Origin of the sequence: Polaromonas sp. UC242_47 (genome assembly GCF_044452385.1) — a bacterium.
Classification (GTDB): Bacteria; Pseudomonadota; Gammaproteobacteria; order Burkholderiales; family Burkholderiaceae_C; genus Polaromonas.
Map to the genome: position 1 here is coordinate 909,718 of NZ_JBIOAO010000001.1, position 22,891 is coordinate 932,608.

Consider the following 22,891-nt stretch of genomic DNA (forward strand, 5'->3'; position numbering starts at 1 on the left):
GCCGCCCCAAGGAAAAATGCGCCCCCTAGTGGGGCAGCGTATGACACGAAGTGAAAAGCGTGGGGGCACTATTCAGTGCGAGCAAACACCACGCCGCAGACTTCGGCCGCGCCGGCATCACGCAAGGCCTGCGCGGCGGCAAACAGCGAGGCGCCGCTGGTCATCACGTCATCCACCAGCAGCACACGGCGGCCCTGCAGTCCGGGTACGCGCAATGGGTCCACAACAAAAGCGCCCTTGACGTTTTGCAGCCTGGCCTCGCGCTTGAGCTGGGCCTGAGGCGGTGTGTGTTTGATGCGTAACAACAGCCGGGCGTCGGTTTGGGCCAGCGTGCCGCTCTGGCGCGCCAGGGCCTTGACCAGTTCCCAGGCTTGGTTGAAACCGCGCGACTGCAGGCGCGCGGGGGACAAGGGCAGGGGCATCAGCCAGTCGCCGGCTTCCAGTGCCGTCAGGGCTTGGGGCACGCCAGGCGCTTGCAGCAGCAACTCGGCCAGGACCGCGGCCCAGGCCGGGTCGCCGCCGAATTTGTAGCTGGCCACCAGTTCTGACCAGGGGTAGGCATAAGTCATGGCGGCAAAACAGGCATTCAGCGGCGGCGGCTGGCGAAGACAGGTCGCACAGCGGCGTGCAGGGTGGCCCCGCCCCAGCGACAGATCGCTGGGCAAACGCAATGCGCAAGTGTCGCAACGCGCCACTACTTGCCCAAAACGCGCCACGCAGGCCGCACACACCCGGCGCGCCGGCCAGCTGTGGCAAACCGCGCACTGGCTGGCCAGGGTTTGCAGCACAGAAGCCGGCTTGGGCAGATGTCGCAACATCGTGTCAATATACTCGGCGCTTCCCTTCTTTCCCACCTCATGCCTACCCAACGCCCCCCCACCCTGGATCCGATCGCTGTCAGCCACTGGCAGCGTATTGCGCCGGCGGCCTCTCCCTGGCTGCACGAAGAAGTCGCGCAGCGCATGCGGGACAGGTTGCAGTGGATCAAGCTGCAGCCCCAGGCCTGGAGCCATTGGGGCGCGGTGCGTGGTGGTTTGCAGGCGCACGGCGAACTGACCAACACTTACCCGGATGCAGCATGTTTTGTGCTTGAAGCCCAGGAAGAACGGGCGCAAGCAGCTATAAAAAACATAGCGAAACCGTGGTGGCATCCAAAACGCTGGACGGCGCCCGCCGTGTCGTTCGAAGCGCCGCCGCCGGGGGGCGTGGACATGTTGTGGGCGAACATGGCGCTGCACGAAAGTGCGGACCCGCAGGCCTTGCTGGCGCAGTGGCACCAGGCCTTGAGGGTGGGCGGCTTTTTGATGTTCTCCTGCCTGGGGCCGGATACCACGCGCGAATTGCGCGAGATCTACACCTTGCTGGGCTGGCCGCCGGCCGGCCACCAGTTGACCGACATGCACGACTGGGGCGACATGCTGGTGCAAACCGGTTTTGCCGAACCGGTGATGGACATGGAACGCATCACGCTGACCTATGAAACGCCGGAACGCTTGCTGCAGGAGCTGCGCGAATTGGGGCGCAATTTTCATCCTGCGCGTTTTCCGGCTTTGCGCGGCCGCGCCTGGAAAGCGCGTTTGCTGGAGGCGCTGGCGCAACATCTGCCGCGCCAGGCCGATGGCCGGCTGGCACTGACGTTTGAAATCATTTACGGCCACGCGATGAAGGCCCAGCCGAAGATCAAGGTCAGCGCCTTGAGTGCCGTCTCTGTGCAGGACATGCGCACCATGCTGCACGACAAACGACCCAAAGCCTGAGTCGGGTCGCGCGCCTTGGCCTGCCTTCCCGGGGGCGGCGGGCGCAACTTGCACACGCGTGGGTGCAGGTGTATAACGAAATCGTGCATGTTCTCATGTTCTATTTCCTGTGGTCACTTGGTGTGATAAGAGGGGGTTTTATGAGCAGACGCATTTACTGGCTGATACCCGATGTGGCAAGCGCCCGGCGCACGATGGATGACTTGCTGCTTGCACGCATCCCGGCCAAGCAGATTCATTTTTTCGGACGCGAAGGCACGGCCATGACAGGTCTGAATGCCGCCAATGTCTTCCAGACGACGGATGTGATTTACGCGGCCGAAACCGGTTTGCTGGTGGGCGGCACCATAGGCATAGTGACGGGTCTGCTGGTGGCCATGTTTTATCCCATCTCCATAGGGGGCGACTCCTTGGGATGGACCATGGTGGGTGTGCTGGGGGTCCTGGGGGCGTTGGTTGGCGCCTGGTCGTCCAGCATGATCGGCATTTCCATGCCCAGCCACAGACTCAAACGTTTCGAAGCCGCCATTGCGCAGGGACAAATCCTGCTGATGGTGGATGTGCCCAGTGCGCGGGTACCCGTGGTCGAGGCGCTGTTGCAGGCCTCACATCCGGAAGCGCGCTTTGAGGGCGAAGATCCGGATACCCCCGTATTTCCCTGAAACACCGGGACCTGTCCGGCGCATGTCGAGCCGGTGCAGGGGTCACGTTTGAAGGAGCGGCCATGGACATTCATATGCATTCCTACCACCGGCAGCGCATGCCGGACTGGCCGGCCGCAGCGGTGGCCGGGCTGGCCGCGGGGGCTGTGCTGATGGTGCTGGAACTGATCTGGCTCACCTGGTTCACCCACGCCAGCCCTTGGGCTGTTTCCCACATGATCGCCGCCATCGTGATGGGGCCGGACACCTTGCAGTCATCCGGCTTCAGCCTGGGCGTCGTGACCGTGGCCTTGTTGGCCCACTACGTGCTGGGTAGCCTGCTGGGCCTGGTGCTGGCTGCTGTTGTTGCGCCGTTTCACCTGGACTCGAATTCGGGCCTGTTGTCGCTGACGGGGGCGGTGTTTGGTGCCGTTCTGTACCTGCTGAACTTTTACGGCATGGTGCAATTTTTTCCCTGGTTCGCCGATTGGCGTGGCTCGGCCACCTTTGTGAATCATCTGATTTTTGGTGTCAGCGCTGCGCTCTTGTACGCCAGACTGGACAGGCATGGAGCTGATCGTTAACACTGAACCGGGAGATGCACGTGCTTATGGCAGTTGCGCTCATCGTTATCGTTATTGGTTCGGTGCTGTTTCACTTTGCCAGTCCCTGGTGGACCACACCCCTGGCGTCGAACTGGCAGCAGATGGACGACATGCTGACGGTGACGCTGGCCATGACCAGCCTTTTTTTCATCGTCATCTGCTGTTTTCTCATCTACACCGTGCTGCGTTATCGCCACCGCGAAGGCCGGCGAGCGGTCTACGAACCCGACAACAAAAAACTTGAGCGCTGGCTGATAGGCATCACTACGGTTGGCATTGCCTCCTTGCTGGCACCAGGCCTGTTTGTCTACGCCAAATATGTCAATCCACCTCAGGAGGCCATGTTGCTGGAGGTGCTGGGCCAGCAATGGCAGTGGCATTACCGCTTCGCAGGCGCAGACGGCAAGCTGGGCCGGAGCGACGCGCGTTTTGTCAGCGCCGCCAACCCCTTTGGGCTCCAGCCCGATGACGCGGACGGGCAGGACGACCTTCTTGTCGCCGGCAACGAGGTGCACCTGCCCCTGAACCAGCCGGTCAAGGTGTTGCTGCGTTCGAACGACGTGTTGCACGATTTTTATGTGCCGCCGTTCCGGGCGCGCATGAACATCGTGCCAGGCCAGATGAGCAGCTTCTGGTTCACGCCGACCAAGCTCGGGCGTTATGAAGCCTTGTGTGCCCAGCTTTGCGGCATTGGCCACCCGAACATGCGCGGTTTTGTGGTGGTGGAAGACCCGGCGACCTTTCAGGCCTGGCTGAAGAAACAACCGACGTTTGCCATGTCCATGGTGGCCAGCGCCGCCCCTGGTACCTCCGCCGGCGCCAGCCCACAGGTCGCCCAAGGCGAGGCTTTGGCCCAGTCCAAGGGTTGTGTGGCTTGCCACACGGTGGACGGCAGTCCCCGGGTAGGGCCAACCTGGAAGGGCTTGTATGGCAAGACCGAAACCATGGCGGACGGCTCCAGCGCGCTGGTGGATGAAGCCTATTTGCAAAACTTCATTCGCAATCCGCAGACCCGCAGCGTGAAAGGTTTCCCGCCCATCATGCCCAAGATAGAGTTGAGTGACGAGGAACTGGCCGCGCTGGTGACGTATATCGGGTCGTTGGGCAGTTCACCTCCGGCCGCGCCCGAACAGAAGGCGCAACGGTGACGTTTTGTCGCCCACAAGGAGCACCATGGCCTACGCTGAAGACACCTCGCACCACCCGCAAAGCTTCTGGACCCGCTACGTCTGGAGCCAGGACCACAAGGTGATTGCGGTCCAGTACGCCTGCACCGCCATCATGGTGGGGCTGGTGGGTCTGCTGCTGTCCAATCTGATGCGGCTGCAGCTCGGGTTTCCCGGCCAGTTCGAATTCATCAATGCCGAGCGTTATTACCAGTTCGTCACCATGCACGGGATGATCATGGTGATTTACCTGCTGACCGCTCTGTTCCTGGGCGGTTTCGGCAACTACCTGATCCCGTTGATGGTGGGCGCGCGCGACATGGTGTTCCCCTACCTGAACATGTTGAGCTTCTGGGTCTACCTGCTGTCGGTCCTGGTGTTGCTGGCCAGCTTTTTTGTGCCAGGCGGGCCCACCGGAGCGGGCTGGACCTTGTACCCGCCGCAGGCCATCCTGCCCGGTACGCCGGGCAACACCTGGGGCATCATCCTGATGCTGGTGTCCTTGCTGATCTTCATCGTCGCCACCACCATGGGTGGGCTGAACTATGTGACGACGGTGCTGCAGGCGCGCTGCGAGGGCATGACGCTCCTGCGCATGCCGCTGTCGGTCTGGGGTATTTTTGTCGCCACCGTGCTGGCGCTGCTGGCTTTTCCGGCACTGTTTGTCAGTGCCGTCATGATGCTGCTGGACCGGACCCTGGGCACCAGTTTTTTCATGCCGGCGCTGGTGTCCATGGGGCAGGTGAGCGGCTACAAAGGCGGCAGCCCGCTGCTGTTCCAGCACCTGTTCTGGTTCTTCGGCCACCCCGAGGTCTACATCGTGGCGCTGCCGGCCTTCGGCATCGTCTCCGACCTGATCAGCGTGCATGCACGCAAGGCCATTTTTGGTTACCGCACCATGGTGTGGGCCATTGTGTTCATAGGCGGGCTGAGCTTCGTCGTCTGGGCGCACCACATGTTTGTCAGCGGCATGAACCCGTGGTTCGGTTTCTTTTTCGCGACGAGCACGCTGATCATTGCGGTGCCCACCGCCATCAAGGTCTACAACTGGGTGTTGACGCTGTGGCGCGGCGACATACACCTGACCGTGCCCATGTTGTTCACGCTGGCTTTTATCCTGACCTTTCTGGCGGGCGGGTTGACGGGCCTGTTCCTGGGCAATGTCAGCGTGGACATCCCCTTGTCGGGCACTTATTTTGTGGTGGCGCACTTTCACATGGTGATGGGCGTGGCGCCGCTGCTGGTGGTTTTCGGCGCCATCTACCACTGGTACCCCAAGGTCACGGGCCGCATGCTGGACGACAGGCTGGGCAAGTTCCACTTCTGGGTCACTTTTCTCGGCACTTACCTGATCTATTTTCCTATGCACTACCTGGGCATCCTGGGCATGCCGCGGCGTTATTACAACTTCAACAACTACCAGTTCATCCCGCCGTCGGCGCATCTGCTGAATGAGTTCATCACGGTGGTTGCCCTCATCGTGGGGGCCATGCAACTGGTTTTTGTCTTCAACCTGGCCTGGAGCTTCTTTCGGGGTGTGAAGGCCAGCCCCAATCCGTGGCGCGCCGCGTCGCTGGAGTGGCAGACGCCTCAAACGCCACCGGTCCACGGCAACTGGGGGCCGCAACTGCCTGTGGTGTATCGCTGGGCTTATGCCTACAGCGTGCCGGGTGCGGCCAGGACTTTGTGGCGCAGAACGAGCCCCCGGGGCGGGGGGCGAAGAGCCTGAGCCGGGCGGTGTCCGGGAGGTCTTGGCATGAACCCGGGCCATGCGATCTTCAGTGTCGGTGCTGAGCGCACCGGCTTGACGGGAACGGGCGGTCAACGCCCCTCCGATCCGCGCGCCGCCGCCGGCCTGGGTCTGTGGGTGTTCATGGCCGTGGCCGGCATGCTGTTTTCGCTTTTCCTGGTGGCCTACGTGATGCGTATGCAAAGTGTCGACTGGTCGTCGATGGCCCTGCCGTGGCCGCTGTGGCTCAGCACGTCGCTGCTGGTCGTCGCCAGTGTGGCCATGCAGCGCGCCAGTACCGCTGCGCGCACCGGTCGCCCCGCACAAGCCCGTCGCTTGCTGTTGGCCGGCGGCCTGTGTGCGCTGGTGTTCCTGGGGGCCCAGTTGTGGGCCTGGCAGCTGTTGCAGGACGCGCGGGTGGCCATGGCCGGCAACCCGGCCGCGAGCTTTTTCTACGTGCTGACCGCGCTGCACGGGCTGCATGTGCTGGGCGGCCTGATCGGCTGGGGCGTCACCCTGCGCGCTGTGTTCCTGTCCGGCGACACGACCCGCCAAGCCTGGCGCATCGCGCTGTGCGCCCGTTACTGGCACTTCCTGCTGGTGGTGTGGCTGCTTCTGTTTGCGGCCCTGGGCTGGTTCACGCCGGCTGTTGTGGCCTTCATTTGTGGCACCACGGTCTAAGAGGCGCAACATGTCTGCCGAACTACACCCCGCCCCCGCAGTGATCAGTGGCTGGCGCGGTCTGGTGGCCGACTGGTCGTCGGATCGTCAGGCTTTTCAGGTGTCGTGGGGCAAGGCCATGATGTGGTTTTTCCTGCTCAGCGACACCTTCATCTTCGGCTCCTTTTTGACTGGCTACATGACGGTGCGTGTTTCAACCACCGTGCCCTGGCCCAATCCCAGCGAGGTGTTTGCACTGCACGTGGGCGGCGCTGATGTTCCGCTACTGCTGATCGCGATCATGACCTTTGTGCTCATCACCAGCAGCGGCACCATGGCGATGGCCGTCAACTGCGCGTACCGGCGCGACCGCTTCAACGCCGCCGCGCTGATGTTTGTCACCGCCGCGCTGGGTGAAACCTTTGTCGCCATGCAGGCCTTCGAATGGTCCAAGCTGATCCTCGATGAAGGGGTGCGGCCCTGGGGCAACGCGATGGGCGCGGCGCAGTTTGGCTCGAGTTTCTTCATGATCACGGGTTTTCACGGCCTGCATGTGTCGGCTGGCGTGATCTACCTGATCATCGTGGCCTGGAAGGTCATGCGTGGCGATTACGAAAAGAGTGGCAACTACCAGATTGTCGAGATCGTCGGCCTGTACTGGCATTTTGTCGACCTGGTCTGGGTGTTTATCTTTGCGCTGTTTTATCTCTGGTGAGGAAAGCCATGAATCTCCATGGGCAGCTTTGTCTTTCGTCCCTGCGCGGGGCGCCAACCCGCCTGGCGGCGGCTCGTCGAAGGGTTTGATCATGAACACCGGCCAACAACACCCCATCAGTCTCTACCTCAAGGTCTGGGGCTTGCTGTTTGTTCTCAGTTCCTTGTCCTACCTGGTGGACTATGTGCATCTCCAGGGCTACCTGCGCTGGACGCTGATCCTGATACTCATGTTGCTGAAGGCCGGATTGATCGTCGCGGTGTTCATGCACATGGCCTGGGAGCGGCTGGCGCTGGTTTGCGCGATCTTGCTGCCGCCGATGTGTCTGCTGGTGCTGGTTTTCCTGATGGCGACGGAAGCGAACCATACTTTTTTGACACGTTTGTTGTTTTTTCGCTAGCCTTGCGGTCTTTCCTGATGGCTTTGGCATTCGTCCGAAAGTCACGTTGCCGGCAAGCCTGAGGCATCGCGCCACAGAGGTAAAACCAGCTTGTATTTGGCTCGACAGAGGCTTGTTTACGGCCCCGGACTGCAGGCTTGCGCGAGTTAAACGCGGCTACAATCACCACTTGAATTTTGGGGATGTTCCCATACCTCATGCGGCCCGTGCAGGGTAGGGGGCGCAGTTTATGAGGGTTGCCACGTGTTGCAGCCGCCACCCGCCTTTCGTTTTGCCACTGTGCCCGCGCAGGGTCACCCCAGCCACGAGGCTGTGCAGTGGCTTCTCAAGCGACATCGTTCCGTGACACCGGCCCAGCTGGGATGGGTTTATGTCTCGCTGTGTGTGGTGTCACTGGGGATGGCGGGGTTTTTCTGGTCGCGGGGCGCGACCCTGGTTTTTCCCTTGGCCTGGGTCGAGATCGTGGCAGTGGGCGTCGCCTTGGTGGTGTATGTGCGTCATGCGGGAGACGGTGAAAGAATCGTCCTGCAAGGCAGGCAACTGGTGGTTGAGTTGGAGTCGGCCGGGCGTACGCGGCGGGCCGAGTTCAAGCGGGAGTGGGTTCGGATTGAACCCAAGGATGGAGATGGTTCGCTGATTGAGGTGTCCGGTCAGGGTCGGACGGTGCGGGTGGGGCGGCATGTGCCGCCCGAATTGCGGCCGGCGCTGGCCCGCGAGATCCGTTTCGCACTGCGGGTCTGCTGAGCAGGCGCTGCAAGTCTTGCATCAGCTGGAGGTGTGGCGGGGTGACTCGCTGCTAACTTTATAATCGGTCGGTAATTGAAGCAGAAAAAGTGATCACGATGAACGTAAGCAACACCATGAGCAAAATGACACGGCTTGGCATGCAGCATGCGGGCGCAATTTTCGGATCTGCGGCCGCCTGGGTCAGTACCGCCGCTTACGCCGTGAATGACTTGCCCGGCGGTCCCGCCGTTAATCAGCTCAATCTGCACCCCGCGGTCACCAAGATCGCCGAAGAGCAGCAGTGGCTGCACTGGTTCATGATGATCATCTGCCTGGTCATTTTCCTGGCGGTGTTCGGTGTGATGTTTTACTCCATCTGGAAACACCGCAAGTCCGTCGGCCACAAGTCGGCCAACTTCCACGAATCCACCACGGTCGAGATCATCTGGACCATTGTTCCCTTTGTCATCGTGATCTTGATGGCCCTGCCGGCCACCAAAGTGCTGGTGGCCTCCAAAGACACGACCAGCGCCGACCTGACCATCAAGGCCACCGGCATGCAGTGGAAGTGGGGCTACGACTACATCAAGGGTGAAGGCGAAGGCATCGGTTTTGTCTCGACGCTGGACAGCACGCACCGCGAAATGTCCGACAACGGCGGCCCGAAAAAGGGCGAAGAGCCGGATGACTACCTGTTCAAGGTGGACAACCCGCTGGTGGTGCCTGTGGACAAAAAAATCCGCATCATCACCACTGCCAACGACGTGATCCACGCCTTCATGGTGCCGGCCTTCGGTATCAAGCAGGATGCGATTCCCGGTTTTGTGCGCGACACCTGGTTCCGTGCTGAGAAAGTCGGCGACTACTACGGCCAGTGCGCCGAGTTGTGCGGCAAGGAACACGCCTACATGCCTATCCATGTGAAGGTTGTGTCGGGTGAAGACTATGCCAAATGGGTGGGCGTCAAGGTCAAGGAAGCCGCGGCAAAGGCCGATGATCCTTCCAAAGTCTGGACTCTGGCCGACCTGAAAGTTCGCGGCGAAAAAGTCTACGGCGCCAATTGCGCAGCTTGCCACCAGGCCAACGGCAAGGGTGCCGGCCCGATCAAGCCGCTGGACGGTTCTGCCATCGTGCTGGACAAGGACCACGGCAAACAAATTCAGGTTCTGCTCACCGGCGCTGCCGGCGGTGCCATGCCTTCGTGGAAAGCACTGAGCGATACCGATCTTGCCGCAGTGGCTACTTACACCAAGAACAACTGGTCGAATCAGACTGGTGAGCTGGTGCAGCCTGCTGAAGTCCAGGCCGCCCGCAAGTAAGAAATTCAGCCACAAGACCTCCCGTCTCCCGTCGGCTGACAGACAGACAAGCCGCAGACAAGTTTCAAAGGAAGCAAGATGAGTGCCGTTCTAGACCATCCCGATCACGCCCATGGCGACCACGATCACGATCACCATGCGCCCACGGGCTGGCGGCGCTGGGTTTTTGCGACCAACCACAAAGACATCGGTACGCTCTACCTGCTGTTCAGCTTCACGATGTTGATGTTTGGCGGCGTGTTGGCGCTGATGATCCGTGCCGAGTTGTTCCAGCCCGGTCTGCAACTGGTCAACCCCGAACTGTTTAACCAGTTGACCACCATGCACGGCCTGATCATGGTGTTCGGCGCCATCATGCCGGCCTTTGTGGGTTTTGCGAACTGGATGATCCCGCTGCAGATCGGCGCCGCCGATATGGCCTTTGCCCGCATGAACAACTTCAGCTTCTGGCTGCTGATCCCTGCCGGCCTGATGCTGATGTTCTCCTTCCTCATGCCAGGCGGTGCGCCGGCTGCAGGCTGGACCTTGTATGCGCCGCTGACCTTGCAGATGGGCCCGTCCATGGACGCCGGTATTTTTGCGATGCACATCCTGGGCGCTTCGTCCATCATGGGTTCGATCAACATCATCGTGACCATCCTGAACATGCGTGCCCCCGGCATGACCTTGATGAAGATGCCCATGTTCTGCTGGACCTGGCTGATCACCGCCTACCTGCTGATCGCCGTGATGCCCGTGCTGGCTGGCGCGATCACCATGACGCTGACGGACCGCCACTTCGGCACCAGCTTCTTCAACCCCGCCGGCGGCGGTGACCCGGTGATGTACCAGCACATCTTCTGGTTCTTCGGCCACCCCGAGGTCTACATCATGATCTTGCCGGCCTTCGGCATCGTCAGCCAGATCATTCCGGCCTTTGCCCGCAAACGTCTGTTCGGCTATGCCTCCATGGTCTACGCGACCGGCTCCATCGCCATCCTGAGCTTTGTTGTCTGGGCGCACCACATGTTCACCACCGGCATGCCGGTGACTGGCCAGCTGTTCTTCATGTATTCGACCATGCTGATCGCGGTGCCCACGGGCGTGAAGATCTTCAACTGGATCGCAACCATGTGGAAAGGCTCGATGACTTTCGAGACCCCCATGCTGTTCGCCGTCGGTTTTATCTTCGTGTTCACCATGGGTGGTTTCACCGGCCTGATCCTCTCGGTCGCGCCGATTGATATCCAGTTGCAGGACACCTACTACGTGGTGGCCCACTTCCACTACGTGCTGGTGGCGGGTTCCTTGTACGCGCTGTTCGCCGGTTATTACTACTGGAGCCCGAAGTGGACCGGTGTCATGTACAACGAAACCCGCGGCAAGATCCACTTCTGGTGGTCGCTGATTTCCTTCAACATCACCTTCTTCCCGATGCATTTCCTGGGTCTGGCCGGCATGCCACGTCGTTACGCCGACTACCCCATGCAGTTTGCCGACTTCAACGCGATCGCCAGCGTGGGCGCCTTCTTCTTCGGTCTGGCACAGGTGTATTTCTTCCTCTTCATCGTCCTGCCGACCATGATGGGCAAGGGCGAAAAAGCCCCCCAGCGTCCCTGGAATGATCCGGACGGCGCAGGCGCCGAAGGCCTGGAGTGGGAAGTGGCTTCGCCAGCACCCTTCCACACCTTTGAAACACCGCCCCGCCTGGACGCCACCGCGACCAAAGTCGTCGGTTATTACTGAGCCGCTGGAAAAGATAGCAACAAGCCATGACACCTGAACAGAAAAAGAACAACCGGCGCCTGGGGCTGATCCTGGCCTCGATCGCGCTCGTGTTTTTTCTCGGCTTCATGGCCAAGCTGGTCTTTTTTGGCAAGGGCTGAGCCATGGGCCTGAAGCAAGAAAACGTCAGGATGGTCAGCAAGCTGGGCGTGATTGTGCTCGGCATGTTTCTCTTCGGTTATGCGCTGGTGCCGATTTACAAGGCCATCTGCGAGATGACCGGCATCAACGTCCTGGCGCTGGGCGACCGGCTGATTCCCGGTGCCACGCCGACCCTGTCGGCCAACACCCAGGTTGATACCAGCCGCAGCATCACCGTCGAGTTTGACGCCAATGCACGTGGCCCCTGGATGTTCAAGCCGGCGGTCAGCTCCTTGCAGGTGCATCCGGGCGAGCTGGCCACCGTGATGTATGAATTCCAGAACGTGCAGGACCGCACCATGTCGGCGCAGGCGATTCCCAGCTATGCGCCAGCCCAGGCCGGTTCCCACTTCAACAAGCTGGAATGTTTTTGTTTCAGCCAGTACACCTTGGCCCCGGGTGAGAAAAAGCAATGGCCCGTGGCCTTTGTGATCGATCCCAAGCTGTCCAAGGACGTGAGCACCATCACGCTGTCTTACACCTTCTTCGAAGTCGGCGGTAAAACGCCGGCAGCCCCGGTGGCTGCCGTGCATGTGAGCCCCAAGCAGGAGCCAGGCGCATGAACGAACCCGTGACTAAGCGCAAGGGATCGATCTGGCGGACCATCAAGGCCGTGGCCTGGTCGTTTGTCGGTCTGCGTGATCGCGGTGACTATGAAAAAGACGTGGAGCAGCTCAATCCGGTGCACATCGTGATCGTGGCGCTGATCGGGGTGCTGGTGTTTGTGGGTAGCCTGATTCTTCTGGCTACCTGGGTGGTGGGCAAATAAGCCACCAGACCATCAATAGAATAAATTCAGAATTTAGCGAAACAGGAGTTGGAAATGTCGTCAGCAGCACATGCAGGAACCCCTTATTACTTCGTCCCGGAGCCCTCGGCCTACCCGGTGATGACGTCGATCGGCCTGTTCTTCGTCATTCTGGGCGCAGGACAGTGGATCAACGGCGCGGGTTGGGGGGCTTACTCCCTGGCGCTGGGCATGGTCTGGTGGCTGGCGGTGCTGTTTTTCTGGTTCCGCGCTGCGGCGCGGGAAAGCGAAGGCGGCCTGTACGGGCACAAGATCGATTTGTCCTACCGCTGGAGCATGAGCTGGTTCATCTTTTCGGAAGTGATGTTTTTCGGCGCTTTTTTCACGGCCTTGTGGTGGGCGCGTTCACATTCGCTGCCGACGCTGGGCAGCCTGGACAACGCCTTGTTGTGGCCTGACTTCAAAGCCGTCTGGCCCAGCATGGCCGCCGGTGTCACCGGATCACCCGCCGACATCATCGAGCCGTTCACGACCATGGGCCCGTTCTGGTTGCCCACCATCAACACCGCCTTGCTGCTGACCTCGGGTGTGACCCTGACCATCGCTCACCACGCCCTGCGCGAAAACCATCGCGGCAAAACCATCGCCTTCATGTGGGCGACCGTGCTGCTGGGTATTGTTTTCCTGTGTGTGCAGGGTTATGAATATTTCCATGCCTACAGCGAACTCAACCTGAAACTCACGTCCGGCGTGTACGGCTCGACCTTTTTCATGTTGACGGGTTTTCACGGCTTTCACGTGTTTGTCGGCATGTTGATGCTGCTGTTCATCACGCTGCGCCTGCAAAACGGGCATTTCACGGCAGAACGTCACTTCGGTTTTGAAGGCGCCGCCTGGTACTGGCACTTTGTGGACGTGGTCTGGCTGGGCCTGTACATCCTGGTCTACTGGCTGTGACCCTGGCCACACCGGAAAAAAGCGCCGCGAGGCGCTTTTTTTACTTTCCAGCCGGAATGCCCGTAGGCTGGATGTAGCCGAACTTCCAGGCCAGCAGAACACAGATGAACAGCACAATAGAAAACCCGACACGGAAGGCCAGCGCGCGCGCCATGTTGCTGGTTTTCTTTTTGCCGTTGCTGCCGTCCTTGAGCATGAAAAACAGCGCCGAGGCCAGGCTGGCCAGGATGGCCAAAAATGCAAGAGCTACGAGATAAGTCATGAACAGGATTATCCGCGCATGAGCTCACGCCTTCAGACCCGCCGCTTTGTGGTGCTGACCCTGGCCGCCGTGTTGATGGTGGCGCTGACGTTTTCGCTGGGCCAGTGGCAGTTGCGCCGCGCCGCGCAGAAAGAAGCGCTGCAGGCTGCGATTGATGCACAAAACAGGCTTCCAGCCATGGATGGTCGGGCGCTGCTAGCTACTAAAAATATAGCGGATGTGATGCACAGGCGCGCCGTGCTGCAAGGCACCTGGCAAGCCGCGCACACGGTTTACCTCGACAACCGGCCCATGGACGGCAAGTCCGGCTTCTGGGTCGTGACGCCGCTGGCGCTGGCGGACAGCGGGCAGTGGATTCTGGTGCAACGCGGCTGGGTGCCGCGCGACTTTGGCGACCGCACACGGCTACCCGCCGTCGTCACCCCCGAAGGCCTGGTCAACGTGCCCGGCCGCATGGCCCCGCCACCTTCCAAGCTTTACGCCTTCGAGGGGGCGGACCAAGGCCGTATCCGGCAAAATCTCGACGTCGCTGCTTTCAGTGCCGAAATCGGGGTGCCGCTGCTTCCGGCATCGCTGCTGCAGACCGGCGCCGCCAGCGAAGGCTTGCTGCGCGACTGGTCGGCGCCCAACACCGGTGTGGACAAACATTATGGCTACGCCTTCCAGTGGTTTGGCCTGTGCGCCCTGGTGGCTGGCCTGTATGTCTGGTTCCAGTTGATTCTTCCGCGTCGCGGCAAGCGGCATTCACAGCATTCCTAAAACGACGATTTTTACCGTGCAACACCCATCTTCTGATTCTTCCCAATCCCCCCCTGGCCTGGCTGCGTCATCCACGCCAGGTGGGCGGGACCAGCCTTTGGGCCTGACCGTGCATGCCTTGCCGACACTGGATTCGGCCGCAGCCGCACGTACGCCCGATACCCGCTCGGGACGCTGGAAAATGCTGGCCGTGTTGCTGGTGTGTGCCGCGCCGGTGATTGCCTCCTATTTCACCTACTACGTGATCCGTCCCGAAGCCAGACGCAGTTATGGCGAGCTGATTGACCCGCAGCGTCCGCTGCCGGCGCTGGCCGGTGTGGCGCCCGACGGCAGCCGCATCGAGCTGCCGGCGCTCAAGGGGCAGTGGCTGCTGGTCAGCGTGGCGGGCGGCGCCTGCGACGCCACCTGTGAGCAGTATCTGTATCTCCAGCGCCAGATGCGCGAGTCCCTGGGCCGGGAAAAAGAGCGGCTGGACCGCGTCTGGCTGGTCAGCGACGAGGCGGCGATTCCCGAAAAACTGAACACCGCACTGCAAGGCGCCACCGTGTTGCGTGTGGCCGGCCTCGAGCAGTGGCTGCAAGCCGCACCCGGCCAGAAGCTGACCGATCACCTGTACGTGGTGGACCCCATCGGTAACTGGATGATGCGTTTCCCGGCCAATATGGACGCGGCCGGTGCCGCCCAGGCCAAACGTGATCTGGAGCGGCTGTTGCGCGCTTCCAGCTCCTGGGACAAGGAAGGCCGGTGAACGTGGCCCCCACGCTTGTCGCTTCGCGTACTGCGCTGCCCCCCGAGGGGGCGCTGCGCCTGCGGCCCGGCTTAGCCGGTTCCGCGGCCCTGGCTGGCGTGAAACCCCTGTGCTGCACGGACTGACATGGACACACAAGACCTTTACAACCTGAGCCCGGCGCTGCGCCTGATGGGCACCGGCCTGATGCTGGCCATGGCCCCGCTGGCCTGGGTCTGGCTGCGCAACAAAAACCAGCCCACCGCCCGCCGCCTGCGTGTGCTCACGCTGGTCACCCTGTTCCTGACCTTTGACCTGGTGTTGTTCGGCGCCTTCACACGCCTGACCGATTCCGGCCTGGGTTGCCCTGACTGGCCGGGTTGTTACGGCCACGCCAGCCCGGTGGGCGCGCAGCAGCACATCAGTGCCGCCCAGACGGCCATGCCGACCGGTCCCGTCACCCATTCCAAAGCCTGGATAGAAATGGTGCACCGCTACCTGGCGACGGGGGTTGGTGTGTTGATTCTGACCCTGGCGGTGTTCACCTGGCGTGAGCGGCGCGTGGCGAAACGCGGACACGCCGGTGCCGAGCGTGGGGGCCATGTTATTTCGCCTTGGTGGCCTACGGCGACCCTGGTCTGGGTCTGTATTCAGGGCGCTTTTGGGGCCTTGACGGTCACCATGAAGCTGTTTCCCATGATTGTGACCCTGCACCTGCTGGGCGGCCTGGTTCTGCTGGCCTTGTTGCAGGCCCAGGCCGTGCGTTACACGCAGGCGCAGGACGCCTCCCGACGGGTGGCCCTGCCGGCCGGCACCTGGCTGCTGCTGGCCGCGACTTTTGTGCTGCTCTGGCTGCAGATTGCGCTGGGCGGCTGGGTCAGCACCAATTACGCCGTGCTGGCCTGCAGTGAGTTTCCGGCCTGTCAGAGCAGTTTCTGGCCGGCCATGGATTTCAGGGAAGGGTTCACTTTCTGGCGGGCGCTGGGCGCCGGGCTGGACGGTGACAACATCAGCTTTCAGGCACTGACCGCCATCCATTATGTCCACCGGCTGGCGGCCTACCTGGTGTTTGCCGCGCTGCTGCTGCTGGCCTGGCAGCTCAAACGCATGCCGGCCATGCGTTCTTATGGGCTGTGGATAGGCGGCCTGGCCTTGTGGCAGTTTGCCACCGGCCTGAGCAACGTCGTGCTGGGCTGGCCCCTGGTGGCGGCGGTTTCCCACACCGGCGGGGCGGCCGCCCTGGTGGTGGTGCTGACCGGTGCTATTTTTTCCAGCCGACCCGCCCAAGCCAGGGTGGGTGCGTCAAAATTGAGTGCTTCGACATCATGAACCCCACCGACTCTTCGGCGGCCCTTGCGGTGCCCCACATCCCTTCCAAATTTGCGCAGTTTTACGCGTTGACCAAGCCACGCGTGGTGCAGCTGATTGTGTTTTGCGCCCTGATCGGCATGGTGCTGGCCGTGCCCGGTGTGCCGAGCTGGGCCGATATCAAACTGGCGCTGGTGGCCTGCGCCGGCATCTGGCTGGTGGCCGGTGCGGCGGCGGCTTTCAACTGCCTGGTCGAGCAGCACATTGACGCCAAGATGCGGCGCACCGCCTGGCGCGCCACCGCGCAGGGGCAGATCAGCAATCCGCTGACCCTGGCGTTTTCTGCCGCGCTGTGTGTGCTGGGCTCCTGGATTTTGTACGTCTGGGTCAACCCGCTGACCATGTGGCTGACCTTTGCGACCTTTGTCGGTTACGCCGTGGTTTACACCGTGATCCTCAAACCGCTGACGCCGCAAAACATCGTGATCGGTGGCGCCTCAGGCGCCATGCCGCCGGTGTTGGGCTGGGCCGCCATGACCGGCAACGTCAGCCCCGAAGCGCTGATTCTGTTTCTGATCATCTTTCTCTGGACGCCGCCGCACTTCTGGGCGCTGGCCTTGTACCGGGTCGAGGACTACCGCAAGTCCGGCTTGCCCATGTTGCCCGTCACCCACGGCAACGAGTTCACGCGCCTGCAGGTCTTTTTGTACACGCTGGTCTTGTTTGCCGCCTGCCTGATGCCGTTTATCTTCAAGATGAGCGGCTGGTTGTACCTGGTGGTGGCGATTGTCCTGAGTTTTGGTTTCAGCTGGTACGCCTGGCGGTTGTGGCGCAATTATTCCGACGCCCTGGCGCGCAAAACCTTTCGTTTCTCGCTGATTCATCTGTCTGTTTTATTCGCAGCCCTGCTGCTGGATCACTACCTCGTATGAGTATTTCATCCACTTCCCTTAGCAAGCGAAACGCTATCCGATTAATAGCTGCTGGCGCTTTATGGACGGGGGCTGCAGCCCTTTTAGGTGCTTGCACCGAAGCCAAGCCGCAGTTTGCCAGCATAGACATCACCGGCGCCGATTACGCCAAGGACTTCCAGCTCACCGATCACAACGGCCAGCCGCGCAGCATCAAGGACTTCCAGGGCAAGGTGGTGGTGATGTTCTTCGGTTACACCCAGTGCCCGGACGTTTGCCCGACCTCCATGGCGGAGTTGGCTGAGATCAAAAAAATGCTGGGTACTGACGGCGACAAGCTGCAAGGCCTGTTTGTCACGCTGGACCCCGAGCGCGACACCCAGGCGGTGCTCAAGGCCTATATGGGTAACTTCGACCCGACCTTTCTGGCGCTGCGTCCCGAACTGGACCAATTGCCGCAACTGGGCAAGGACTTCAAGACCTTTTACAAAAAGGTCGAAGGCAAGACCCCGGGCAGCTACACGCTGGACCATTCCGCCGGCAGCTATATTTACGACCCGCAGGGCCGCGTGCGTTTGTACAGCCGTTACGGCAGTGGCGCCACCTTGCTGGCCGGCGACATCCGGCTGCTGCTCAAGGGCAACTGACCCGCCGCGGGCAAAAAAAAAGCCTGCACGCGATGGTCGGGTGCAGGCTTTGCAATGGCCGCTCTAGCGACCCTTGCAGGCAAGGTGTCAGGCGCTATCAGGCTTTCTCAAGCGAAAGCGGCCAGAACCTTCTTCATTTTTTTCATCGCCGCCACTTCAATCTGGCGAATCCGTTCGGCGCTGACCTTGTATTCGGACGCGAGGTCATGCAAGGTCATGCCGCCCGAGCCGTCGTCGTTGACCTTGAGCCAGCGTTCCTCGACGATGCGGCGCGACCGGTCGTCCAGGTCCTGCAGGGCCGCAGTGATGCCGTCACTCGCCAGGACGTCGCGCTGGCGCGACTCCATCAGCTGTGTCGGTTCCTGCGTTGCATCCGACAGGTAGGCAATCGGGCCAAACGCGTCTTCGCCGTCATCGCTGGGGCTGGGGTCCAGCAACACGTCGCCGCCCGACATGCGTTGCTCCATCTCTATGACTTCCTCGCGCTTGACGTTCAGCGTTTTGGCCATCGAGTTGATCTGGCCTTCGGTCAAGGTGTCGCGGTGTGTCGCCACATCGGCGTCGTCCTTGAAGCCCTGTTTCATCGAGCGCAGGTTGAAAAACAGCTTGCGCTGGGCCTTGGTGGTCGCCACCTTGACCATGCGCCAGTTTTTCAGGATGTACTCGTGCATTTCGGCCTTGATCCAGTGCAGCGCGTAGCTGACCAGACGCACGCCCTGATCCGGATCAAAACGTTTGACCGCCTTCATCAGACCGATATTGCCTTCCTGGATCAGGTCAGCGTGGGGCAGGCCATAACCCAGGTATTTGCGCGACGTGGCCACCACCAGGCGTAAGTGAGAGAGCACCAACTTACCGGCGGCATCCAGGTCATTGTTGTCTTTGAGGCTGCGCGCGAACTCCTGCTCCTGCTCCAGGGTGAGCATGGGCAGGCGGTTGACCGCAGAAATATAAGCGTCCAGGTTGCCCAGCGGCGGCAGCAACGACCAGGGATTGGCATTCGCCAAGGCCGTCGTTGAGGGTGCCACTTGGGGGGAAAGCGCATAGGACATAAGGCAGAACTCCTTTTCTGAAGTCAATATTAGCACTCAGCAGTAGAGAGTGCTAAGCAAGAAGATCAATGGCTTTGATAGGGTCAGGCTAATACGCATAAACCCTAGGTCTACCCCGTATTAGTCCGCGATTTTGCGTTTTAGTTCAGTCGACCTGTGTAGGACGAAAAGCAGTGGCCGGGGCGTCAAAATCCGCCTGTTGAAGAGGTTGTCCCTGCCGGACGGGGCCAGAAAGGCTGGGCCAGGGCCGCTTCACGGCCTGCCAAAGGCGTGAATCTGGCCTATATTTAGATGAAACAGGGCTCTAGCCCAGTAGCTGCGGTCGCAGACAGCTATGAATTCAGTAGCGATTCAGGCTGCGGGCGCCACCACCCGAACCAGTGGCTGCTGACTCAGCCAGGCCTGCAGGCATTCCGTCACGCCCGTCGCAAAACGCTGGAACACCGGCTCGGTCACAAAACCCAGGTGCGGCGTCAGCAACACATTGGGCAACTGGCGCAGCGGCTCGTCCAGCGGCAGCGGCTCGACGTCAAACACGTCCAGCGCCGCAAACCCTGGCCGGCCTTGTTGCAGGGCCTGAACCAGCGCAGCGGTGTCTATCAGTTCCGAACGCGAGGTGTTGACCAGCAGGCTGCCGGGCTGCATCAACGCCAGGCGTTGGGCGTTGAGCACATGCCGGGTGCTGGGCAAGACCACCAAGTGCAGGCTCACCACCTGCGAGCTGGCGAGCAACTCGTCCAGCGGCAAAAAGCCCACGCCTTGTTCGGCCGCGCGTTCGGCCGTCATGCGCGGGCTCCAGGTCACCACGTCCATGCCCAGGGCCTTGCCGACCCGGGCGACACGGCCGCCGATTTCACCCAGGCCGATCAGGCCCAGGCGCTGGCCGACCAGCGTGCCGGGCAGCGGGGCCGCCGTGTCGCTGCGCCACTGGCCGGCCTGCAGCCTGGCGGTCTGGCTGGCCAGTTGTTTGGTGGCGGCCAGGATCAGGCCCCAGGTCAGCTCGCAAGTGCTGTCCTTGGACGGCCCGAACTTGGTGCAACTGACCGGGATCTTGCGCGCGGCCAGGGCTGCCAGGTCCAGTTTGGCATTGCGCGTGCCGGTGAAGACCAGGTAACGCAGCTTGGGCAGTTGCGCCAGCAACTCGGCGGTGAACGGTGTGCGGTCACGCATCAGCACAATCACGTCGGCGTCTTTCAGCGCCGCCACCAGGGCCGAGCCGCTTAACGCCGCGTGGTGGATGCTGACATCGGCCTGCGCATCAATACGGCCCCAGTCGGCCAGGCGGCGCAAGGCGCGTTCGCTGTCGTCGAGGACGACGATGTGGGGCCGGGGCACGCTCATTGGGTCATCTCCGCGCCACGCGCTTCGTTATTCGCCTTGGGGACGGCCCGGCGGCTCATGGCCGTGCGAGCGCAGTCAGGGCGCGTACATCGCCGGCGTTGCCAACGGCCCAGCAGGCCTGGATCAACGCCGTGGTTTGGCCGGCACCTATCACGGCGTCCGACATGCCGCGGAACTTGGCTTCCAGCATGGCATCGGTCATGGGGTTTTGCAACGAGCCGATTGCGTGTTCGACAAACACGTGCACGCGGCGGCCGTCTTTGAGGACGGCGGTGACATCGGCGCTGGCTTCGTCGATCGAGTCGTCCACCGTGGCCACCACCTTGCGGCGCAGCGCCACCAGGTCGGCGCGGTTGACCACCTCGTCGGAAAACTCTTCTTCTGCGGCGCGCCCGAAGAAGAGGCCGGCGGCACAGCCGTGGTAGACACTGAACTTGGCCTGCAGGCCGTCGGCGGGTTCTTTTTTACCGGTCAGTTCCAGCACCAGGGAATGCACCTTGAGTTCGATACGTTCAATCTGTTCCGGCGTGACGCCTTGGGCACGCAACTGCGCACAGGCGTCGATGCTGGGGTGGATCACGATGCCGCAGGCAAAAGGTTTGTAGCTGTTGAAGGAAATCTCAAAACGCTGGCCCAGCTCGCTGGTGATTTCGCTCCAGTCGTTTTTGGTGGAGACGGTTTGCATCATGCCGCGCGGCGCTTCCAGCGCCTTGGGGCTGGCGGTGTAACCCTGGCTGGCCAGCAGAGCCGACATCAGGCCGGCACGCGCTGCGCCGCCCGGGGTGGAAGGGTTTGGTCATGGTGCCGAACTGCTCGCGCATGCCGACCGGCTGCGAAGCGGCAATGCCTAACGCCATCGCGGTTTTGGCCACGTCGAGTTTGAGCAGGCGGGCGCAGGCGGCGGCGGCGCCCAGGGTGCCGGTGGAGCCGGTGATGTGCCAGCCGCGGTCGTAATGTTCGGGGTACATCGCGTTGCCGACGCGGCAGGACACATCAATGCCCAGCACCAGCGCGTCTATCAACTCGCGGCCGGAAGCGCCCGTGTGTTCGGCCAGTGCCAGCACCGCCGACGCGACGGGCCCGGCCGGGTGGATGATGGTTTTCAGGTGCGTGTCGTCAAAGTCAAAGGTGTGCGAGGTGATGCCGTTGAGCAGCGCGGCGCTGGCCATGTCGACCTTCTCGGCCCGGCCCAGCACACTGGCTTGCGCGGCCGGTTGCAGCATGTTGACGGCGGCGAGCGCGGCGTCGGCGGCTTCGTGGTGGGCCGCGCCGACGGCACAGCCCAGCCAGTTCATGAAGGTGCGGTGGGCTTCATGGTCGACCGCAGCGCTCCAGCCACCGGCCAGGTAGCCGGGATGGGTGGCCACGTGTTGGGCCAGGATCTGGGTGACGGGTGGGGCGTTGTGGTCGGCGGCGACCTGGGTATTGCGGGCCATGGTGTCTTTCGGCAGGGAATGCCAGGAGTGAAAAAATGCTATGAATAAAGGAGCTGATTACGCCCGTGGAACAAGGGCTACAGCCCTTATTTTCTTAAACTTGGAGCCTTAACTGTCGAGCTGGATGCCGCGGGCACGCGCCAGCTGGGTCCAGCGCGCGATGTCGGCGCGTATGAATTCACCAAACTGCTCGGGCGTCATGACCAGGGGTTCGACCGCCTCGACGGACAGTTTTTCGCGCAGGTCGGGCGCCCGCAACACGGTGGCCAGGGACTCGTTGAGCTGTTTGACGATGGGTGCCGGGATGCCGGCCGGACCCACCACGCCGTACCACTGCTGCGCGTCAAAACCCTTGAAGCCGGACTCGTCCAAGGTCGGAACGTCCTTGAACTGCGGGTGGCGTGTCAAACCGGTCACGGCCAGCGGCCGCACCCGGCCGGAGCGGATATGTGGCACGGCCGCGGCCAGGCCGGGGAACATGGCCTGGGTCTGGCCGCCTATCAAATCGGTGAAAGCCGGCGCGATGCCGCGGTAGGGAATGTGCACCATGAAGGAATTGACCTGCTGCTTGAACAGCTCCATGGTCAGGTGGGTCAGCGACCCCGCGCCGGCCGAGCCATAACTGACCTTGCCGGGGTTTTTCTTCAGGTAGTCGATGAATTCCTTGACGGTCTTGACCGGCAAGGCGGCATTGACCACCAGCACATTGGGTGTGCCGCCTATCATGCCGATGGGTGTGAAGTCCTTGACGGCGTCGTAAGGTAGTTTGCGTGTGGCCGGGCTGGTGCCGTGGGTGGCGACATAACCCTGCATCAGGGTGTAGCCATCGGGCGCGGCGCGGGCCGTGGTCTGGCAGGCAATCACACCGCCGCCGCCGCCCTGGTTGTCCACGATGAAACTCTGCTTGAGCTGGTTGCCCCAGCGTTCGGTCACGGTGCGGCCCACCATGTCGCTGCCGCCGCCGGCCGAAACCGGCACGATGTAACGGATGGCTTTGGCCGGGTAGCCGGATTGGGCCAGCACCAGGGCAGGGGCGCCCAGCAGGGCGGGGGCGGCATACAGCAGGCTGCGTCGTTTCATGGTTTGTCTCCAGTTGGTTTTTTATTTGAAATTCGGGGCA

Annotated in this window: 24 protein-coding genes and 2 pseudogenes; 20 read left to right on the forward strand and 6 right to left on the reverse strand. The window is 61.8% G+C overall.

Annotated features, from left to right (window positions below; translation table 11 throughout):
* Window positions 1-68: 68 nt before the first annotated feature.
* Complete coding sequence (locus tag ACHMXK_RS04460; protein ID WP_397438048.1) at window positions 69-818, reverse strand: ComF family protein; 750 nt, start codon at window positions 816-818, stop codon at window positions 69-71.
* 39 nt (window positions 819-857) lie between these two features.
* Between ACHMXK_RS04460 and ACHMXK_RS04465 the strand changes: the two genes are divergently transcribed.
* The 15 genes and pseudogenes from ACHMXK_RS04465 to ACHMXK_RS04535 all read left to right on the forward strand — a co-directional run bounded on the left by ACHMXK_RS04465 (window position 858) and on the right by ACHMXK_RS04535 (window position 13,328).
* Window positions 858-1,757, forward strand: coding sequence for a biotin synthase (locus ACHMXK_RS04465; RefSeq protein ID WP_397438050.1), 900 nt, complete (start codon window positions 858-860; stop codon window positions 1,755-1,757).
* Between the two features lie 140 nt (window positions 1,758-1,897).
* Window positions 1,898-2,419, forward strand: a complete 522-nt coding sequence (locus ACHMXK_RS04470) for a GlsB/YeaQ/YmgE family stress response membrane protein (protein ID WP_397438052.1) — start codon at window positions 1,898-1,900, stop codon at window positions 2,417-2,419.
* A 62-nt stretch (window positions 2,420-2,481) separates the two neighbouring features.
* Window positions 2,482-2,982 (forward strand): hypothetical protein, encoded by a 501-nt coding sequence (locus ACHMXK_RS04475; RefSeq protein WP_397438054.1) that lies wholly within the window; start codon window positions 2,482-2,484, stop codon window positions 2,980-2,982.
* Window positions 2,983-3,002: 20 nt separating this feature from the next.
* Entirely contained in the window at window positions 3,003-4,151 is a 1,149-nt protein-coding gene (locus ACHMXK_RS04480; RefSeq protein ID WP_397438056.1) for a c-type cytochrome, read from the forward strand.
* Between the two features lie 25 nt (window positions 4,152-4,176).
* Window positions 4,177-5,929, forward strand: a pseudogene (locus ACHMXK_RS04485) (cbb3-type cytochrome c oxidase subunit I).
* Window positions 5,926-6,579, forward strand: coding sequence for a cytochrome c oxidase subunit 3 (locus tag ACHMXK_RS04490; RefSeq protein ID WP_397438058.1), 654 nt, complete (start codon window positions 5,926-5,928; stop codon window positions 6,577-6,579). The pseudogene ACHMXK_RS04485 and the gene ACHMXK_RS04490 overlap by 4 nt, the downstream one beginning before the upstream one ends.
* A gap of 10 nt (window positions 6,580-6,589) precedes the next feature.
* The gene (locus ACHMXK_RS04495) at window positions 6,590-7,273 is read left to right on the forward strand and encodes a heme-copper oxidase subunit III family protein (protein ID WP_397438060.1); all 684 of its coding nucleotides are present in this window, start codon (window positions 6,590-6,592) and stop codon (window positions 7,271-7,273) included.
* A gap of 91 nt (window positions 7,274-7,364) precedes the next feature.
* Window positions 7,365-7,673 carry a cytochrome C oxidase subunit IV family protein gene (locus ACHMXK_RS04500; protein WP_397438062.1) on the forward strand — a complete coding sequence of 103 codons (309 nt, stop codon included), beginning with the start codon at window positions 7,365-7,367 and terminating at the stop codon, window positions 7,671-7,673.
* 243 nt (window positions 7,674-7,916) lie between these two features.
* Entirely contained in the window at window positions 7,917-8,417 is a 501-nt protein-coding gene (locus ACHMXK_RS04505; RefSeq protein WP_397438063.1) for a DUF2244 domain-containing protein, read from the forward strand.
* Window positions 8,418-8,542: 125 nt separating this feature from the next.
* The gene (gene coxB / locus ACHMXK_RS04510; RefSeq protein WP_397442438.1) at window positions 8,543-9,718 is read left to right on the forward strand and encodes a cytochrome c oxidase subunit II; all 1,176 of its coding nucleotides are present in this window, start codon (window positions 8,543-8,545) and stop codon (window positions 9,716-9,718) included.
* Window positions 9,719-9,796: 78 nt separating this feature from the next.
* Window positions 9,797-11,443, forward strand: a complete 1,647-nt coding sequence (gene ctaD / locus ACHMXK_RS04515) for a cytochrome c oxidase subunit I (RefSeq protein ID WP_397438065.1) — start codon at window positions 9,797-9,799, stop codon at window positions 11,441-11,443.
* Window positions 11,444-11,469: 26 nt separating this feature from the next.
* A complete protein-coding gene (locus tag ACHMXK_RS04520; RefSeq protein WP_397438067.1) occupies window positions 11,470-11,583 on the forward strand; it encodes a cytochrome oxidase small assembly protein in 114 nt (37 codons plus the stop codon).
* A gap of 3 nt (window positions 11,584-11,586) precedes the next feature.
* Complete coding sequence (locus ACHMXK_RS04525; protein WP_397438069.1) at window positions 11,587-12,186, forward strand: cytochrome c oxidase assembly protein; 600 nt, start codon at window positions 11,587-11,589, stop codon at window positions 12,184-12,186.
* Window positions 12,183-12,392 carry a DUF2970 domain-containing protein gene (locus ACHMXK_RS04530; RefSeq protein ID WP_397438070.1) on the forward strand — a complete coding sequence of 70 codons (210 nt, stop codon included), beginning with the start codon at window positions 12,183-12,185 and terminating at the stop codon, window positions 12,390-12,392. The genes ACHMXK_RS04525 and ACHMXK_RS04530 overlap by 4 nt, the downstream gene beginning before the upstream one ends.
* A gap of 54 nt (window positions 12,393-12,446) precedes the next feature.
* Window positions 12,447-13,328: a cytochrome c oxidase subunit 3 gene (locus ACHMXK_RS04535; protein ID WP_397438071.1), complete on the forward strand. Its 882-nt coding sequence runs from the start codon at window positions 12,447-12,449 to the stop codon at window positions 13,326-13,328.
* Window positions 13,329-13,368: 40 nt separating this feature from the next.
* Here the strand turns inward: ACHMXK_RS04535 and ACHMXK_RS04540 are convergent, their stop codons facing one another.
* Complete coding sequence (locus ACHMXK_RS04540; protein WP_397438073.1) at window positions 13,369-13,590, reverse strand: twin transmembrane helix small protein; 222 nt, start codon at window positions 13,588-13,590, stop codon at window positions 13,369-13,371.
* Window positions 13,591-13,608: 18 nt separating this feature from the next.
* Here ACHMXK_RS04540 and ACHMXK_RS04545 point away from each other — a divergent pair, with 18 nt between their 5' ends.
* The 5 genes from ACHMXK_RS04545 to ACHMXK_RS04565 all read left to right on the forward strand — a co-directional run bounded on the left by ACHMXK_RS04545 (window position 13,609) and on the right by ACHMXK_RS04565 (window position 17,942).
* The gene (locus ACHMXK_RS04545) at window positions 13,609-14,349 is read left to right on the forward strand and encodes an SURF1 family protein (RefSeq protein ID WP_397438075.1); all 741 of its coding nucleotides are present in this window, start codon (window positions 13,609-13,611) and stop codon (window positions 14,347-14,349) included.
* Between the two features lie 58 nt (window positions 14,350-14,407).
* Window positions 14,408-15,097, forward strand: a complete 690-nt coding sequence (locus tag ACHMXK_RS04550) for a hypothetical protein (protein ID WP_397442439.1) — start codon at window positions 14,408-14,410, stop codon at window positions 15,095-15,097.
* 126 nt (window positions 15,098-15,223) lie between these two features.
* Window positions 15,224-16,405: a heme A synthase gene (locus ACHMXK_RS04555; protein WP_397438077.1), complete on the forward strand. Its 1,182-nt coding sequence runs from the start codon at window positions 15,224-15,226 to the stop codon at window positions 16,403-16,405.
* Entirely contained in the window at window positions 16,402-17,316 is a 915-nt protein-coding gene (gene cyoE, locus ACHMXK_RS04560) for a heme o synthase (protein ID WP_397438079.1), read from the forward strand. The genes ACHMXK_RS04555 and cyoE overlap by 4 nt, the downstream gene beginning before the upstream one ends.
* Window positions 17,313-17,942, forward strand: a complete 630-nt coding sequence (locus tag ACHMXK_RS04565; RefSeq protein WP_397438081.1) for an SCO family protein — start codon at window positions 17,313-17,315, stop codon at window positions 17,940-17,942. The genes cyoE and ACHMXK_RS04565 overlap by 4 nt, the downstream gene beginning before the upstream one ends.
* 107 nt (window positions 17,943-18,049) lie before the next feature.
* Here ACHMXK_RS04565 and rpoH read toward each other — a convergent pair whose 3' ends face one another.
* The 4 genes and pseudogenes from rpoH to ACHMXK_RS04585 all read right to left on the reverse strand — a co-directional run bounded on the left by rpoH (window position 18,050) and on the right by ACHMXK_RS04585 (window position 22,851).
* Window positions 18,050-18,994 carry an RNA polymerase sigma factor RpoH gene (gene rpoH, locus ACHMXK_RS04570; protein WP_397438082.1) on the reverse strand — a complete coding sequence of 315 codons (945 nt, stop codon included), beginning with the start codon at window positions 18,992-18,994 and terminating at the stop codon, window positions 18,050-18,052.
* Between the two features lie 351 nt (window positions 18,995-19,345).
* Window positions 19,346-20,335 (reverse strand): D-2-hydroxyacid dehydrogenase family protein, encoded by a 990-nt coding sequence (locus tag ACHMXK_RS04575; RefSeq protein ID WP_397438084.1) that lies wholly within the window; start codon window positions 20,333-20,335, stop codon window positions 19,346-19,348.
* 55 nt (window positions 20,336-20,390) lie between these two features.
* Window positions 20,391-21,771 (reverse strand): annotated as a pseudogene (locus ACHMXK_RS04580) (MmgE/PrpD family protein).
* 108 nt (window positions 21,772-21,879) lie between these two features.
* Window positions 21,880-22,851, reverse strand: coding sequence for a Bug family tripartite tricarboxylate transporter substrate binding protein (locus ACHMXK_RS04585; protein ID WP_397438086.1), 972 nt, complete (start codon window positions 22,849-22,851; stop codon window positions 21,880-21,882).
* Window positions 22,852-22,891 lie beyond the last annotated feature (40 nt).